Origin of the sequence: Variovorax sp. 679 (assembly GCF_003952185.1) — a bacterium.
Taxonomy (GTDB): Bacteria; Pseudomonadota; Gammaproteobacteria; order Burkholderiales; family Burkholderiaceae_C; genus Variovorax.
Genome location: NZ_RXFS01000005.1, coordinates 368,494 through 384,726, shown reverse-complemented (window position 1 = coordinate 384,726; position 16,233 = coordinate 368,494). Strand labels below are relative to the sequence as shown.

The following is a 16,233-nucleotide window of genomic DNA, read 5'->3' as shown; positions in this document are numbered from 1 at the left end:
CGGTGCGGCTTGTCCGGCGGATTATGCAGTCCCCTGCGCCGCCGGCCTCAGCAGGTGCGCGTGGACTGCGCCGGCCTTGAGGTAGCGGAACTCCGCGAGGCCGAGGGCTGCGAGTTCTTCGCCGCTCCAGCGGCGCGGGGCCTCGAGGTACACCGAGCCCTCGGCGCGCAGTGCGCGCGCGGCGGCGCGAAGTGCGGGTTCGTAGAGCGCGATGTTGTCGAAGGGCGGATCGAGGAACACGGCATCGAGGCTGCCGGCCGGCGTGCGTTCGAGCGCGGTGACACCGTTGCCGCGCTCGATGCGGACGGCCTCGGCGCTCAGCTTCGTCCTGACAGCCTGCAGCTGGGCGACGAGTGCGGCGTCCTGCTCGCACAGCAGCACGCTCGCCGCGCCACGCGAGGCGGCCTCGAAACCGAGCGCGCCGGTGCCCGCGAAGGCATCCACGCACTGCCAGCCCGGCAGCTCGCCGCCACCGGCTCCGGCCAGGCTCGCGAGCCAGTTGAAGAGCGTTTCGCGCACGCGGTCGGGCGTGGGGCGCAGGCCGGGCTTGTCGGCCACGGCGAGTCGGGTGCGCTTCCATTCGCCGCCGATGATGCGCACCTCGCTGGGCTTCGACGGGCGCTTCACCGCCGGCTTGGACTTGCCGGCTGGCGCGGAACGGGAGGCTGGGGTGGCTTTCTTCTGGGGCATGCGGCGAGCTTAACGCCGCCGTCTGGGCACGCCCTTCAGAGCCCCGTCAGCGCACGCCGCGCCAGCACCGCCGCCAGCACGAGCATGGTTCCGCCGATCAGCGCGTCGAGCATCTGCCAGGCACGCGGCTTTGCGAACACCGGCGCGAGCAGCCGCGCGCCGAAGCCCAGCGAGGTGAACCACAGCACGCTCGCCGCGCTGGCCCCCGCCACGAACCAGACCTTGAGCAGGCCCGCGTACTGCGCGCCGGCGCTGCCCACGAGCAGCACCGTGTCGAGGTAGACGTGCGGATTCAGCAGCGTGAAGCCAGCGGCCTGTGCCACCACGGCCGCGCGCGACAGCGACGTGCCGCCCTGCGCACTGGCCTGCAAGGCCGCGGGCTGACGCGAGCGCCACAGCGCCCTGAGCCCGTAGGCACACAGGAAGGCCGCGCCAAGCCCCGCGAGCACCGTGGCCAGCATCGGCCGCCCGTTCAGCGCCTGTGCCATGCCAGCCACGCCGGCGCTGATCAGCACCGCGTCGCCGACCGCGCAGAACAGCACCACCGCGCCCACGTGCTCGCGGCGCAAGCCCTGGCGCAGCACGTAGGCGTTCTGCGCGCCGATGGCGACGATGAGGACCAGGCTCATGAAGAGCCCGTTGGCGAAGGCGGTGGTGACGTGTACGGCTTGCATGCTTCGAGGATGCCGTCCGCCTCGCATTAATTCAAACTAAACTTTCTTAATCCAATTCAGTTCTACTTCATTCGATCCATGCTGGACTACGCCGCCCTGAACGCCCTTGCCGCCGTCGTGCGCGAAGGCAGCTTCGAACGCGCCGCCCGCGCGCTGCACGTCACACCCTCGGCGGTTTCGCAGCGCATCAAGCAGCTGGAGGAGCGCACCGGCGGCGCGCTGCTGGTGCGCGGCCAGCCCTGCGTCGCGACCGAGGCGGGGCAACAGCTGTGCCGGCACGTCGAGCGCGTGGGCATGCTGGAGCACGAACTGCGCGAAACCTTGCCCGCCCTCGGCATGGGCGGCGGCGAGGCGGGCGATGAGCGCGTCACGATCCGGGTGGCCGTCAACGCCGACACCCTCGCGACCTGGTTCATTGCCGCCGCCGCGGCCTTCACCGCGCAGGAGCCGGGCGCGTTGCTCGACCTCTCCGTGGACGACCAGGACCATACGGCCGAACGGCTGCGCAGCGGCGCGGTGCTCGCGGCGGTGACGGCGCTGGCCCAGCCGGTGGCAGGCTGCAACAGCGAGGCACTGGGCACGACGCACTACGTGGCCGCCGCCAGCCCCGGGTTCGTGCGCGAGCATTTCGCCAAGGGCGTGGGCGCCCGCACGCTGGCGGAAGCACCGAGCCTGGTGTTCGACCGCAAGGACCGACTTCAGGCACGCTGGGTGCGGCGCATCTGCCACCGCAATGTCGAGACGCCGCGGCACTGGATTCCCTCGCCGAGCGCCTTCGTCGAGGCGGCGTGCTCGGGCATGGGCTGGGGCATGCACCCGGTCAGCATGGTGGCCGACGCGCTCAGGGAAGGAAGGCTGGTCGAGCTGGTGCCGGGCTCGACGCTGCCGGTGCCGCTCTACTGGCAGCACGCGCGTGCGGCGCCGAAGCTGCTTGAGAAACTCGGAGCGGCGGTGCGCGCAGCCGCAAGCAGCGGCCCGCACGCATTGGGTTAGGCACTCCCCCAGGCTTCGCGCACTTCGTGTCGCCGCGCCTACCCCCTCGCCGGGGGCGACACCTGCGGCCCGGCCAAGCCGGTTCCGCGGTGTCTCGCGAAGGGGCCCGCCATTCAGGCGCCGTGGGGGAGCAACTACTGCTGCGCCTTGGCGGTCTTCGCGTCCTTGGCGTCCTTGCCGCCCACCACCACCGTCACCATCCGCTCGGGCTGCAGCTTGCGCTGGAAGGCGGCCTTGATGTCGGCGGCCGTGACCGCGTTCATGCGCGCGGTCCAGGTGTCGAGGTAGTCCAGCGGCAGGTCGTGCCAGGCGATGTTGGCGACGTTGCCGATCAGCTTGCGGTTGCTGTCCAGCAGCAGCGGGAAGCCACCGATCAGGTTGTCCTTGGCTGCCTTCAGCTCGCTGGCGGTCGGGCCTTCGGCCACGAACTTCGCGAGCACTTCGCGCGACACCTTGACGGCCTCCTCGGCCTGGTCGGGCCGGGTCTGGAAACCGACGCGGAAGGCGCCCGCCTCGAGCCCCGGCGCGAAGCCGCTGTAGATGCTGTAGGTCAGGCCGCGCTTCTCGCGCACCTCGTTCATCAGGCGCGAGACGAAACCACCGCCGCCGAGCACGTAGTTGCCGAGCGTGAGCGCGAAGTGATCCGGGTCCTTGCGCGGATAGCCGGGCTGGCCGATGAGCACGTGGGCCTGCGCCGAGTCGAACGCGATGCGATCGTCCTTCGGCGCTGTCAGCGCGGCCACCGGCGCAACGGCCGGCAGCGGCGCGCAGGCCTCGGGGCCGGGCAGGCGCGACAGCAGCGTGGTCGCGATGGTCTCGGCCTCGGCGCGCGTGACGGCGCCGACGATGCTGAGCTTGGCGCGGCACGGCACGATGAGCTGCTGGTAACGCTGGCGCATGGCGGCGGTGTCGATGCGCGCCAGCGTCTCTTCCGTCACCTCCTGGCCGTAGGGATGCACGCCGTAGACGTCGGCCGCGAACGTGCGGCCGGCAATGGTTGCCGGCTTGGTGTTGGCTTCCTTGATGGCCGCGTTGATGCGCTCGCGCTCGCGCTGCCACACGTCGTCGGGAAAGGAGGGCTCGCCGATCTCGCGTGCAGCGAGCGCCACAGCCTTGTTGAGCAGCGCCGGATCGGACAGCGTGCGCAGCGAATAGCTGGTGCGGTCGGTGCCGGCGCTCGCGTCGAAGCTGGCGCCCAGGTCGGCCCAGGCTTCGCCGAGCGCATTCTGGTCGAGCGCAGGCTCGCCGTTCTTCCCGGCACGCACGCCCTTCTCGACCATGGTCGCGGTGGTGCTGGCCAGGCCGGCCTGCGGCGCGGGGTCGCGGCGGCTGCCGGCGTCGAAATCGATCTGTACGTCGACGATCGGCAGCGCGTTGGTCGACACGAGATAGATCTTTGCGCCGTTGGCCAGCGTCCATTGCTGGATGGGCAGCGCGGCATGCGCAGCGGTGATGCCCGCGATGGCGGTGACGCCAGCGAACAGGGCGCTCTGCGCGATCTTCTTGATGAGAGTCTTCGTCATGGAATCGGGGCCTTTCAGCGCATTTCGCCTGCGGGCGCGGCAAAGCCACGGCCACGCGGCTTGGCTTCGGGCGGCAGGGGGCGCAGCGTGGCGACGGTAAGCTGGTCGTCGCCGAAGTACTTGGCGGCCACGGCCTGCACCTGGGCTGCCGTGACGGATTGCAGCCGCGCGACGATGCGCTCGCTGGCATCGAGCGGCAGGCCCTGGATCCAGTTGCTGCCGAGTTCGCGCGCCTGCGCCATCACCGAGTCGCGCTTGTAGGTCTCGCTCGCCACCCACTGGGTCTTGACGCGGGCGAGTTCGGCTTCGCCCACGCCGTCCTTGGCGATGCGTGCGATCTGGGCACGCAGCGCGGCCTCGACCACCTCGGCGTTCTTGCCCACGGCCGGCACGCCGTCGAGCACGAAGAGCTGCGGACCACGGCCGATGAAGCCCGAGTAGGCGCCGGCCGAATCGGCGACGCGGTCGGGCCCCTGGGTGAGCGCTCGGTCGAGCCGCGCGCCGGCATAGCCGTCGAGCACGGCGGACAGCACCACCAGCGCCCAGGTGTCGCTGTTCACGTCGTCGAGGTTGGCGAGCTGCGGCACGCGGAAGGCCAGCGATACATAAGCCTGCTCGGCCGGGGCCTTGAGTTCGATGCGGCGGATGCCGCGCTGGGCCGGCTCGGTGCGCGGCTTGCGCTCGGGCACGACGCGCGAGGGAATGCGGCCGTAGTACTTCTCGGCCATGGCGCGCACCTGGGCCACGTCGACATCGCCGGCCACCACCAGCACGGCGTTGGCGGGTACGTACCAGCGCTTGAAGAAGGCGCGGGCGTCCTCGGGCGTCATGGCGTCGAGGTCGCTCATCCAGCCGACCACGGGGCGGTGGTAGGGCGAGGCGGTGAAGACTGCCGCGTTCTGCTGCTCGCCGAGCAGCGCGCGCGGCTGGTCTTCGGTGCGCAGGCGGCGCTCTTCCTTGACCACCTCGATCTCGCGCTTGAACTCGTCGTCGGGCCACTGGTTATTGGCGAAGCGATCCGATTCGAGCTTCATCACCTGCTCGAGGCTGCCGACCGGGATCTGCTGGTAGTAGCCGGTGTAGTCACGGGTGGTGAAGGCGTTTTCCTGGCCGCCGAGGGCCGCCACGCGGCGCGAGAACTCGCCGGGCTTGATGTCCTTGGTGCCCTTGAACATCATGTGTTCGAGCGCATGGGCCACGCCGGAGGTGCCGTCGACCTCGTCGACGGAGCCGACGCGGACCCAGACCATCTGCACCGCCGTCGGCGAACGCCGGTCGGGCTGCACGATCAGCGTCATGCCGTTGGCGAGCGTGAATTGCTGGGGGCCGGGAGCCGCAGCTGCGGCGGCGGAAGACGGAGTGGAAGCCGGGGTGGACTGGGCCTGCGCAGGCATGGTCCACGACGCCAGAAGCGCCATCGCCAGCACCGCACCAGACGCAGCACGGCGTGGCGGGAGGTGTTTCATAGAATGGGTCGGATTGTAAAAAGCTCCTGATGTTCAGTTTCTTCAAGAAAAAACCGCCTGCCGAAACCCCCGATGCGCCGGCGCCCACCCCGCCGGCCCCGGCGGTGCCTGCCCCGGAGCCCGCGCCGGCGCGCTCGGTGTTCTCGCCGTCGAGCTGGTTCGGCTCGAAGCCGGCGGCGGAAGAAACGCCGGCCCCGCCACCCGCACCCGTCGCGGCCCCTGCGCCGGAGCCCGCGCCGCCCCCCGCACCAGTTGCATCGCCCGCGCCGGCCCCTGTTTCCGCTCCTCCGGTTGCCGCCCCCGCTCCAGCACCAGTCGTCGCGCCGATTGCCGAACCCGCCATCGCCACCGAACGCAAGGGCTGGTTCGACAAGCTCAAGACCGGCCTGCGCAAGACCGGCACCGGCATCCAGGCCGTGTTCGTCAACGCGAAGATCGACGAGGCGCTGTACGAAGAGCTCGAATCGGCCCTGCTGATGGCCGATACCGGCGTCAAGGCGACCGAATACCTGCTCGACGACCTGCGCGGCCGCGTCAAGCGCCAGATGGCCACCGACGCCTCGCAGGTCAAGGCCCTGCTGGCCGAGACAGTGGCCGACCTGCTGCGGCCGCTCGAGAAGCCGCTGGTCATCGGCCAGTTCACGCCCACCGTGATCATGGTGGCCGGCGTGAACGGCGCGGGCAAGACGACTTCCATCGGCAAGCTCACCAAGCACCTGGCCGACGAAGGTGCCTCGGTGCTGCTGGCCGCGGCCGACACCTTCCGCGCTGCGGCGCGCGAGCAGCTGCTGGTCTGGGCCGACCGCAACACGGTCGAGATCGTGAGCCAGGAAGGCGGTGATCCGTCGGCCGTGAGCTTCGACGCGGTGAACGCAGGCAAGGCGCGCGGCAAGGACGTGGTGCTGGTCGACACGGCCGGCCGGCTGCCGACGCAGCTGCACCTGATGGACGAGCTGAAGAAGATCAAGCGCGTCGTCACCAAGGCCGACGGCACCGCGCCGCACGAGGTGCTGCTGGTGATCGACGGCAACACCGGCCAGAACGCGCTGGCTCAGGTCAAGGCCTTCGACGAGACGCTGGGCCTCACGGGCCTGGTCGTGACCAAGCTCGACGGCACGGCCAAGGGCGGCGTGCTGTGCGCCATCGCGCGGGAAAGGCCGATTCCGGTCTACTTCATCGGCGTGGGCGAGAAGCTGGAAGACCTGGAAACCTTCAACGCCCGCGAATTCGCGCAGGCCCTGCTCGGTTGATTCGGATAAAAAAACGGCCCCGGCTTGCGCCGGGGCCGCTCACTTTCTCTCTCCCCTACCTACTTCCTTTCGCGAGAAACGCGATGCCGTGAAGATAGGGCACGAGGCCGCTGCCAGCCAGTGTCGAAAGTCATGGACCTCGATGGCCATGGCGCCTGTTCGCCACATCTGGTGACAAAACGAATACAAATGAATTCAAAAGCAGGCTTGATGCCTGCGGCCGCCTTTACCTGGCGACCGCAACCTCGGCCATCGCCTGCAGCAGCAGATCGGCCACGACCGGCTTGAACAGCACCGGCACCCGTGACTCGCGCACGCGCTGCAGCCTGTCGGGCGAGGTCTCGCCGGTGATGAGCAGCAGCGGCGTCGCCGCGCCCTCGGCCTGGCTGAGCCGCAGGCCGGCATCGAGCCCGTCGGCGCCGTCGGCCAGCCGGTAGTCGCACAGCAGAAGGTCGAAGGGGCGGCCCTCGCCGATCGCCCGCCGCAGGGCGGCCGCGGCATCGGCCTCGTCCGCCACGGCATGGGCGTCGATGGCGTGGGAGCGCAGCAAGCCGGTCATGGCTTCGCGGATTTCGAGTTCGTCGTCGAGCAGGAGCACTCGGCTGGGCAGAGCCAGCGCGGCGGCATGACGGGAGGCCGCTTCGGGCACGGCGGCCGCAGGCGCCAGCGCTCCCGAGCGCGCCGGGGTGCTCACCGCCGGCACCACCACGCGGAAGTGCGTGCCCCGCCCCGGCCGCGAGTGCATCTGCACCGGGTGTCCCAGCAGCCGCGACAGCCGCTGCACGATCGACAGCCCGATGCCCAGTCCCCGCGAGCGGTCACGGCCCGGATTGTTGATCTGGTAGAACTCCTCGAAGATCCGCCCCGACTGCTCGGGCGCGATGCCGATGCCGGTGTCGCGCACCTCGATCCACACCGCGTCGCCGCGCTCGCGGGCCGTGACGGTCACGCCGCCGCGCATCGTGTACTTGAGCGCGTTGTCCATCAGGTTCGACAGCATGCGGTGCAGCAGCTGCGGATCGCTCTGCACCCACAGGCCGCTGGCGCGCACGCGCAGCTGCAGCTGCTTCTGCTCGGCGCGCGCCGCGAAGGTGTGGTTGAGCGGCAGGAACAGCGCGTCGAGCTGCACCGGCTGGGGCGCGGGCGTGATCACGCCGGCGTCGAGGCGCGAGACGTCGAGCATGGTGTCGAGCGAAGCGCCCAGCGCGTTCACCGCGCGCATCAGGCGCTCGGCGTTGCGGCCCTCGGGGCGGTCGCGCAGCTCGTTTTCAAGCGCGGCGCCGAAGAGCGCGATGGCGTGCAGCGGCTGGCGCAGGTCGTGGCTGGCGGTGCCGAGGAAGCGCGTTTTCTCTTCGCTCGCGCGCTCGGTGGCGGCGATCTGCTCGCCGAGCCGCGCGGCGAGCGCCTCGTTCTCGAAACGCAGCATGAGCGATTCGGTCAGCAGCTTGTGCTGCCCGATGCCCGCATGCAGCGTCAGCAGCAGATAGGCCGCGCCGGCCGCCGCCAGGAACAGATGCAGCCCGTCGCCCTGCCACGCCAGCGCGGTGATCATGCCCAGCGACATCGGCATGGTGTAGCCGAAGAGCGCCGGCTTCAGCGGCCAGAGCGACTGCGCCGCCCGCGCGCAGCTGCCGACGATCACCGCCATCAGCAGCGAAGTCATCGGCAGGTTGTCATGCGGCACGATGAGCCAGGGCACCACGGCCGTGACCATGCTCACCAGCGTGACCATGCGCGAGATCTTGCGCGCCCAGTACGCGCTTTCCCGCGCGGGCCGCGTCGGGTTCCAGCGTGGCGTGAAGAACACGTAGATGTCGGCCATCAACAGGCCCGCGAGCCAGAACAGCAGGCTCGGATCCTTCAGCTGCGAATAGATGATGCTGCCGAACACGACCACGAAGGCCATGTGCGTCAGCGTCGAGACTCTGTAGGTGCTGTAGACCGAGGCGACATGCTCGCGCAGCACCCGCTGGCCGAGTTCGTGTTCGGCGGACGGGGCGTTCGGCGCGGCGGGCTGCACGCTCAATGCAGGGTGCTGATCAACTGGGCGCGCGAACGCATGCCGAACAGCAGCAGGATGGTCGAGACATGGTTCTTCACCGTGCCTTCGCTCAGGTTCGCGAGCTGGGCGATTTCCTTGTTGGCCTTGCCCTCGAGCACCCATTGCAGCACCTGCATCTGCCGCGGCGTGAGTTCCTGCCAGGCGCTGGCGTGGGCGAACTCGGCGTACCCGGTGAGCGCCCTGGGCACGGGCGGGGACGGCGGCTGTTGCGGCTGCGACGCGTCGGTGGCACCGTCGAGCAGGCCGCAGGCACGGATGAAGCTCACGACCTCCTTCAGGTCGGCCGACTTCGGAAGGAAGGCCGCGGCACCGAGCGCGAGCACGCCCTGCGCCAGCGTGCTGTTGCCAGTGCCGGAGAGCACCACGATCCGCGCATCGGGAAAGCGCATCCGGAACTCGGCCAGGCCGCTCAGGCCGTGCGTGTCGGGCAGCGCGAGGTCGAGCAGCACAAGGCCGATGGAAGCCTGATGAGCCTCGTACAGCCTGAGCGCGTCGGCGACGTTGCTCGCCTCGAAGACTTCGATGCTCGCGCCGGACGGGCTCGCCTGGGCCTGGACCAGTGCGCAGACCCCCAGGCGCAGCAGGTCGTGGTCGTCCACGACAAGGATCGCCCGGGGTGCGCGGGCAGCCGCGCCGGTCTCCGCGGCCGGCGACAAGGGAGCGGGTGGGGAGTCGAAGGGTGGCACTTGCCGATCTTAGCGATGTAACCTTCCGGTGACAGTGCAGAAAGTCACGGCAACCTCCGTGGTTGTAGTGCTTTATGCTACTTATTTGATAGCAATTTCACATCGCATCCGCGCTTGCCATCGGACCTCTCTGTCGGCACCATCGAAAGTCTCGCCGCATCGCACGGCGCCCACGGAGACCCGTCATGACGCACACCGCCGCCGCCCCGCTGGAATCGAGCGACCGCAAGGTCGACCGCCTGCTCGCCCACTACGAGGAAAGCCACCGCAACCCGACCAACGAGCTGATCCATTTCGTGGCCATCCCGGCCATCATGCTGAGCATCGTGGGGCTGCTGTTCGCGATCCATCCCTGGGTGGCCTACACCTTCGTGGCCGCCAGCCTCGTCTACTACATGCTGCTGCGCGCCCCGGCCTTCCTGGTGGCCATGCTCGTCCTGACTGCACTGGCCCTGGGGCTGGTGCATGCAATGGGTGGACTTGTATTGCCGGTTTCCGCCGCTATCTTTGTAGTGGCCTGGATCTTCCAGTTCGTGGGCCACAAGATCGAAGGTAAGAAGCCGTCGTTCTTCGAAGACATTCAATATCTCTGGGTCGGTCCCCTTTTCGTGTTGTCCAAGCTCTTCCTAAGGCTGGGCATCCGCTGGTAGCCGCTGGCTATTCCGGCGATAGAAATTCAAGGGAACCCTTGGTTTAGCACTCCCTCTAACCGAGTGCTAATATGGCCAACACAAAGGAGTTCCCCCTGATGACAACGCTGTCTGGAGTCTCTGCCAACCAGCTGGCCGTCGCCAACCCCTGGTCGATGGTTCCCCCGCTGGGCAACCTGGACGCCTATATTTCGGCCGCCAACCGCCTGCCGATGCTCACGCTCGAAGAAGAGCAGGGCTACGCACGCAAGCTGCGCGACCACAACGACCTCGAAGCCGCCGGCGCGCTCGTCCTGTCGCACCTACGCCTCGTGGTCTCCATTTCCCGCCAGTACCTGGGCTACGGGCTGCCGCACGGCGACCTGATCCAGGAAGGCAATGTCGGCCTCATGAAGGCCGTGAAGCGTTTCGACCCCGACCAGGGCGTGCGGCTCGTGAGCTACGCCATGCACTGGATCAAGGCCGAGATTCACGAGTACATCCTGAAGAACTGGCGCATGGTCAAGGTCGCGACGACCAAGGCCCAGCGCAAGCTGTTCTTCAACCTGCGCTCGATGAAGCAGGGCTTCAAGGCCGACTCGGCCGCTGCCGACAACGGCACGCACCGCGAAACGCTGAGCCCCGACGAGGTGTCGCAGATGGCGACCCGGCTCAACGTCAAGCCCGAGGAAGTGCTCGAGATGGAAACCCGCCTGTCGGGCGGTGACGTCATGCTCGACCCGGGCCCGTCGGACGACGGCGAAGAAGCCTTCGGCCCGATCGCCTATCTGGCCGACGCCTCGCAGGAACCCACCGCGCTGCTCGAATCGCAGCAGCGCGACCGCCTGTCGAGCGACGGCATCGCGACCGCGCTCGAGGCGCTGGACGACCGCAGCCGCCGCATCGTCGAAGAGCGCTGGCTCAAGGTCAACGACGACGGCTCGGGCGGCATGACGCTGCACGACCTGGCCGCGGTGTACGGTGTGAGCGCGGAGCGCATCCGCCAGATAGAAGTAGCGGCCATGAAGAAGATGAAGAAGGCGCTCGCGGACTACGCGTAAGCCTGTCGCCCTCAGGAACAAAGCCCGGTACTGCCGGGCTTTTTCATTTGGAGAGCGTCCGCAGCGCCCGCTTCGCGATGTAGCGGGTTTCGGCCGCGTCCGACTCCGCCACCCACCGCGCGCAGACCTTGTCGACCCACTCGGGCTGGCTCTTGCTCGCGTCGTTGAGCCAGTTGGCCACCGAGTTCTGCACGTAGCGGCTGGAGTCGGCACGCAGCGGCTCGATCAGCGGCAGCGCGCGCCAGGGCTCGGTCTTGAGCGCCTCGATCTGCGCGCACCACACGCCGCGCGGCCGCGTGAGTTCGCTGGCGAAGCGGCGGATGTTGGGGTCGGCATCGAGCACCCAGGGCTGCAGCAGCACGATCGCTTCGTCGAGCGATGCGATCACCGTGTCGCGCACCGCCATCCACGCGATCTCCCGCACACCGAAATGCCGATCGGCGGCAAAGCGCCGCACCGCCTCCAGTTGCTCCGCCAGCGGCAGGCCCGAGAGCGTGACCCACTGCGCGGCCCAGCAGCGCGCGACGTCGCTCGCGTGCGTGGCCAGCCGGTGGGCGACAGCATCGCGCTCATCGTGCAGCGCCGTCAGGTCGTAGAGCGCACGCGCGATGTGCCCGTGCCTCTGCATCGGCTTGAAAGCGCCCAACATCGCGATCGTGTCGGCCAGCCGCTCGCTCTGCGCATCGAGTCCGATGTGCCCCGCCACGCTGCGCGCCAGCCGGGGCAACTCCAGTGCCAGGAATTCGTTGAGATTGACGGTCTCGAGCAAGCCGTCGTTGAGGGCACTCAGCACCTCGGGCGGGATCAGCGCGATGCGGAAGGCGCCCTTGCGCCCCTTCAGGTGCTCGACCGGGTCCGTGGCAGCCATCGGGCGGTCTTTTTCAGGAGGCCAGCAGCGTCTTCAGGTCGGACACCATCGACGCCACGCCGGCGCCATAGCGCGCGTAGAGCCGCAGGCGACCCTGCGTGTCGTAGACATAGCTGGCGGCCGAGTGGTCCATCGAATAGCTGGTCGGCGTCTTGCCGTCGACCTTCTTGTAATAGACCTTGTAGTCCTTCGCGACCGCGGCCAGCTCGTCAGCCGTGGGGATCAGCGCGACGAAGCTCGGGTCGAACGCGCCCATGTAGGCCTTGAGCACCTCGGCCGTGTCCCGCGCGGGGTCGACCGTGACGAACAGCACCTGCAGCTTGTCGCCATCCTTGCCGAGCTGCTGCTTGACCTGCGCCATCTCGGTCATGGTGGTCGGGCAGACGTCGGGGCACTGCGCGTAGCCGAAGAACAGCACGACCAGCTTGCCCTTGAAGTCGGCCATGGTGCGGACCTTGCCGTCCGCGTCCTTCAGGGAGAAGTCCTTGGCGTAGTCGGCACCGGTGATGTCGACCGCGGAGAAGCTCTGCCTGGTCTCGCTGCAGGCCGAGAGGCCCAGCCCGAGGGCGGCGGTCACGCCCAGCCAGCCGGCGCCCGTTGCGATCAATCGGAGAGCGTTGCGCTTGTTCATGGAAACCAGGAGATCAGTGAATGTAGTGATCGACGAGCAGTGCCAGGAACAGCACGCTCAGGTGGATCAGCGAGAAGCGGAAGGTCTTGCGCGCCAGTGTGTCGGAGTAGTTGCGCCACAGCGCGAAGGCATAGCCGGTGAAGCCCACGCTCACGGCGACGGCCACCGCCAGGTACAGCCAGCCGCTCATGCCGTAGATGAAGGGCATCAGGCAGGCCGCGAACAGGATGAAGGTGTACAGCAGCACCTGCAGCCGCGTGAATTCGTTGCCATGGGTCACGGGCAGCATCGGCAGGCCTGCCTTGCGATAGTCCTCGACGCGGTAGAGCGCCAGCGCCCAGAAGTGCGGCGGCGTCCACAGGAAGATGATGAGGAAGAGAATCAGCGCCTCGGGCCCCACGTCGCCCGTCATCGCGGCCCAGCCCAGCACCGGCGGCATGGCTCCAGAGGCTCCGCCGATCACGATGTTCTGCGGCGTCAGCGGCTTGAGGATCACCGTGTAGATCACCGCATAGCCCACGAAGGTGGCGAAGGTGAGCCACATGGTGAGCGGATTGACCATGAACCACAGCAGCGCCGACCCGGCGACGCACAGCAGCGCCGAGAAGACCAATGCCTGCAGGTCGCTCAGTTCGCCGCGCGCGGTGGGGCGCCACGCCGTGCGCTTCATCTTGGCGTCGATGCCTTTTTCGACGAGGCAATTGAACGCCGCCGCCGCACCCGCCACCAGCCAGATGCCGATGCAGGCCACGACGGCGCGCTTCACGTCACCCCACGAAGGCAACCCGGGCACGGCCAACACCATGCCGATCAGCGCGCAGAACACGATCAGCTGCACCACGCGCGGCTTGGTCAGCGCGTAGAACTGGCGCAGCACGTTCGCGGTGCCGGTTTGCTGAACGGGGATCGGGGTGCTCACGCAGCGGCCTTTCTTTGATTTCTTTGACTGTTGTTGTTCTGACCAGTCGCATTGTCACTGGCGCCTGCGATCTGCACCGCCGGAGCGCGCCGGCTCTCGCACAATGCCCAGGTGAGCACCACGGCAAGCGCCGCGGCGCCGCCGGTATGAAGCACGGCCGCGGCCAGCGGCCATCCGAGCAGCACGTTGCCCAGGCCGGTGGCCAGCTGGAGCAGCGCCAGGCCCGCGAGCCATCGCGCCTGCGGGCGCAGCGTGTCGATTCGGCGCATGCGCCACGCCAGCACGCCCAGCGCAACGAACACCGCATAGGCCATCAGCCGGTGCGCATAGTGGATGGCGGTGAGCGCGGAAAAATCGAGCGGCTGGCCTTCGCCGGTCACGCCCAGGTGGCGCCAGATCTCGAAGCCCTGCGCGAAATTCATGGGCGGCCACCAGCTGTCCTGGCAGGTCGGGAACTGCGTGCAGGCCAGCACCGCATAGTTGGTGCTGACCCAGCCGCCGAGCGCGATCTGCAGCACGAGCAGTGCGGTCGTCGCGATGAGTCCGTTGCGCAGCGCGGGCGATACGGGCGTGGGCAGCCGATCGGCGGCTGCCTGGCGGTAGCGCACGGCCTGGATGCAAAGCAGCGCCAGCAGCACCACGGCGCCGAGCAGATGCAGCGTGACGATCGCAGGGAACAGCTTCCAGGTCACCGTGAGCGCGCCGAACGCGCCCTGCAGGCAGACCCAGATCAGGGTGAAGGCCGGCCACCAGGCGCTGAGCGTGGCGTGGTGTTCGCCGTCTGTCGATGGCGGCGGAGCGAGACGCTGGCGGCGGCGCACGATCCAGGTCGCGCCCGCGAGCGTGAGGATCAGTACACCGACACCCGTTGCCAGATAGCGGTGAACCATCTCGACCCACGCCTTGCTGTGCGTGACGGGACCAGTCGGTTGCGCGGACTGCGCCATCGCGATCTCGTGGCGGGCGCCGTGCGGACTGGCGTTGCCGTAGCAACCGGGCCAGTCGGGACAGCCCAGGCCCGAATCGGTGAGCCGCGTGAAGGCGCCGAACAGCGTGAGGTCGAAAGTGAGGAACAGCGTGAGCACGGTCAGCGCATGCAGCCGGCGCGCCGGGCCGGCACCCGCGTTGCGGCGCCACACCCACAGCAGCGGCCCGAGCGCGATCAGCACGCCGACCGCCATGAGCCAGGCGATGGGCGTCAGATCGTAGAGAGAGCTCGTCGTGTCCATGCGGCGTCGGTTCAGTCTTCAGCGGCCCGGCTCGTCCCACGACGCCGAGGCGCGCAGCAGGCGGTCGAGGTCGCGCTTGGCGCGGCTCGCGCCGGCGGCGTCCATGCGGGCCGGGAAGCGCATCATCCAGTTGCCCATCGGATCGACCACGTACAAGTGCTCGGCCAGCGAGTGGCCCGACGCGGGCGCGAGCCACTTGGCCAGCTGGTCGGCGGGCACGCGCAGCACGGTCGCGCCATGCAGGCCGTTGTTCAGGCGCTCGGGCACGGGGGCGGCATCGCTCACGAGCCAGACGCGGTCCATGCGGTCTTTCTCGCGGCCCAGGCTTTCGCGCAATTGCCGCTGCAGGTAGAGCTGCTGCTCGCACAGCGCGTCGCATGCGGCATCGGCCACCGACACCAGCAGCCACTGGCCCTTGAGCGTGGAGAGGTCGACCGGCGCGCCGTTGCGGTCGGCGGCGACGATCTTCGGCAGTTCGCGCTGCGGATCGATCAGCTCGCCGTAGGCGCTGCGCCCCTCGGGCCGGATCACGTAGTAGGTGAAGTACGAGGCGATGACCGGGGCCGCGCACATCAGCATCACGGCGATCATCTTCCAGCGCCCGACGACCGTGCGCCGGCCCTCCGCGCCATCGAGCGCCTGGTTGGGCGACGGCATCGAATGCACCGTCAGGCCCAGCGGCTCGTCAGAAACGGCCATCGCGTGCACGGCGCCTGGCGCGGCGGAGGGGCGTGATGAATTGGAACCAGACATAGAGGATGACGACGAGGGCCGACAGGCCGAACCACTGGAATGCGTAACCGTAGTGCCTCTCGAGACCCAGCGCCGGAGCCGGCCAGTCCCGCTGCAGGCCCTCGGAAGCCGCCCCGCCCTGCTGCAGCGACACATCGGTGCGCAAGGGCAGCTTGGTCTCGGCCCGGAAGGCCTCAAGGTCGAGATTCTGCCGGATGGGCGAATACCCTTCGGCGACCGGTGCCGCAGGGGTTGCTGCAGCCGGGGCGGAAGCAGCAGCTGCAGGCGCAGAGGCGGCGGGCGCGGGTGCCGGCGCGGCGGTGCCGAGCTCCAGCAGGTGACTCGGCGGCGGCTCGATCAGGCCCGTGACCTCGACGATGCCGGCAGGCGTCTCGACCGCCCCCAGCTGCGTACGATCGACGAAATTCCGCTGGATCCAGCCGCGCTGCACCATCACCGTCTGCTCGGTGCCTTCGAGGGCGAAGGGGGTCAGCACGTAGAAACCGGGCACGCCATGCATCTGGCGGTTGTCGAGGTAAACGGTCTGCGGCGTCAGCCACAGGCCGCGCAGGCGCACCGCGCGGTGCAGCGCGTCGGAGGCCTTGGGCAAGGCGAGAAATTCAGCCTGCGTCAGTGGCGGCTTCTGCTTCTCGGCGTCGATGCTGGCCTGCAGCGCTTCTTTCTGCGCGGCGCGCGAGAGCTGCCAGCGGCCAAGGGAAACGGTGGCCGACACGGTCAGCGCGGCGGCGATGGTCAACACCCAGAAGCGGCCCCGGTGGAGGCGCTTTTCGGGATACAGGGGTTCAGGAGTCACTGGAGG

At 68.8% G+C, this 16,233-nt stretch carries 16 protein-coding genes; 4 read left to right on the top strand and 12 right to left on the bottom strand.

Annotated features, from left to right (window positions below; all coding sequences use genetic code 11):
- Window positions 1-21: 21 nt before the first annotated feature.
- Together EJO71_RS15085 and EJO71_RS15080 are read right to left on the bottom strand one after the other, a co-directional pair.
- Complete coding sequence (locus tag EJO71_RS15085) at window positions 22-690, bottom strand: RsmD family RNA methyltransferase (RefSeq protein ID WP_125949294.1); 669 nt, start codon at window positions 688-690, stop codon at window positions 22-24.
- A gap of 35 nt (window positions 691-725) precedes the next feature.
- Entirely contained in the window at window positions 726-1,364 is a 639-nt protein-coding gene (locus EJO71_RS15080) for a LysE/ArgO family amino acid transporter (RefSeq protein ID WP_125949295.1), read from the bottom strand.
- Between the two features lie 78 nt (window positions 1,365-1,442).
- On the opposite strand from EJO71_RS15080, the gene EJO71_RS15075 reads away from it, so the two are divergent.
- The gene (locus EJO71_RS15075) at window positions 1,443-2,357 is read left to right on the top strand and encodes a LysR family transcriptional regulator ArgP (RefSeq protein ID WP_125949296.1); all 915 of its coding nucleotides are present in this window, start codon (window positions 1,443-1,445) and stop codon (window positions 2,355-2,357) included.
- A gap of 134 nt (window positions 2,358-2,491) precedes the next feature.
- On the opposite strand, the gene EJO71_RS15065 is transcribed toward EJO71_RS15075, so the two are convergent.
- Entirely contained in the window at window positions 2,492-3,880 is a 1,389-nt protein-coding gene (locus EJO71_RS15065) for a pitrilysin family protein (RefSeq protein ID WP_125949298.1), read from the bottom strand.
- Window positions 3,881-3,894: 14 nt separating this feature from the next.
- Window positions 3,895-5,298, bottom strand: a complete 1,404-nt coding sequence (locus tag EJO71_RS15060; RefSeq protein WP_125949631.1) for a pitrilysin family protein — start codon at window positions 5,296-5,298, stop codon at window positions 3,895-3,897.
- Window positions 5,299-5,375: 77 nt separating this feature from the next.
- Here EJO71_RS15060 and ftsY point away from each other — a divergent pair, with 77 nt between their 5' ends.
- Complete coding sequence (gene ftsY, locus EJO71_RS15055; protein ID WP_125949299.1) at window positions 5,376-6,596, top strand: signal recognition particle-docking protein FtsY; 1,221 nt, start codon at window positions 5,376-5,378, stop codon at window positions 6,594-6,596.
- Between the two features lie 226 nt (window positions 6,597-6,822).
- On the opposite strand, the gene EJO71_RS15050 is transcribed toward ftsY, so the two are convergent.
- Window positions 6,823-8,622 (bottom strand): hybrid sensor histidine kinase/response regulator, encoded by a 1,800-nt coding sequence (locus tag EJO71_RS15050; RefSeq protein ID WP_125949300.1) that lies wholly within the window; start codon window positions 8,620-8,622, stop codon window positions 6,823-6,825.
- The gene (locus EJO71_RS15045) at window positions 8,619-9,344 is read right to left on the bottom strand and encodes a response regulator transcription factor (RefSeq protein ID WP_125949301.1); all 726 of its coding nucleotides are present in this window, start codon (window positions 9,342-9,344) and stop codon (window positions 8,619-8,621) included. Before EJO71_RS15045 ends, EJO71_RS15050 begins: the two co-directional genes overlap by 4 nt.
- A 185-nt stretch (window positions 9,345-9,529) precedes the next feature.
- Here EJO71_RS15045 and EJO71_RS15040 point away from each other — a divergent pair, with 185 nt between their 5' ends.
- Together EJO71_RS15040 and rpoH are read left to right on the top strand one after the other, a co-directional pair.
- Complete coding sequence (locus EJO71_RS15040; protein WP_125949302.1) at window positions 9,530-9,994, top strand: Mpo1-like protein; 465 nt, start codon at window positions 9,530-9,532, stop codon at window positions 9,992-9,994.
- A 98-nt stretch (window positions 9,995-10,092) separates the two neighbouring features.
- Window positions 10,093-11,034, top strand: coding sequence for an RNA polymerase sigma factor RpoH (gene rpoH, locus EJO71_RS15035; protein WP_125949303.1), 942 nt, complete (start codon window positions 10,093-10,095; stop codon window positions 11,032-11,034).
- A 43-nt stretch (window positions 11,035-11,077) separates the two neighbouring features.
- Here rpoH and EJO71_RS15030 read toward each other — a convergent pair whose 3' ends face one another.
- Genes EJO71_RS15030 through EJO71_RS15005 form a run of 6 tightly spaced genes read right to left on the bottom strand, consistent with a single transcriptional unit; the run spans window position 11,078 to window position 16,227 of the window.
- Window positions 11,078-11,902, bottom strand: a complete 825-nt coding sequence (locus tag EJO71_RS15030; RefSeq protein WP_125949304.1) for a DNA alkylation repair protein — start codon at window positions 11,900-11,902, stop codon at window positions 11,078-11,080.
- Between the two features lie 13 nt (window positions 11,903-11,915).
- Window positions 11,916-12,533, bottom strand: a complete 618-nt coding sequence (locus EJO71_RS15025) for an SCO family protein (RefSeq protein WP_125949305.1) — start codon at window positions 12,531-12,533, stop codon at window positions 11,916-11,918.
- Between the two features lie 13 nt (window positions 12,534-12,546).
- A complete protein-coding gene (cyoE, locus tag EJO71_RS15020) occupies window positions 12,547-13,452 on the bottom strand; it encodes a heme o synthase (protein WP_125949306.1) in 906 nt (301 codons plus the stop codon).
- Window positions 13,449-14,681: a COX15/CtaA family protein gene (locus EJO71_RS15015; protein WP_125949307.1), complete on the bottom strand. Its 1,233-nt coding sequence runs from the start codon at window positions 14,679-14,681 to the stop codon at window positions 13,449-13,451. Before EJO71_RS15015 ends, cyoE begins: the two co-directional genes overlap by 4 nt.
- An 18-nt stretch (window positions 14,682-14,699) precedes the next feature.
- Complete coding sequence (locus tag EJO71_RS15010) at window positions 14,700-15,380, bottom strand: hypothetical protein (RefSeq protein ID WP_125949308.1); 681 nt, start codon at window positions 15,378-15,380, stop codon at window positions 14,700-14,702.
- Entirely contained in the window at window positions 15,367-16,227 is an 861-nt protein-coding gene (locus EJO71_RS15005) for an SURF1 family protein (protein ID WP_125949309.1), read from the bottom strand. Before EJO71_RS15005 ends, EJO71_RS15010 begins: the two co-directional genes overlap by 14 nt.
- Window positions 16,228-16,233: the final 6 nt, after the last annotated feature.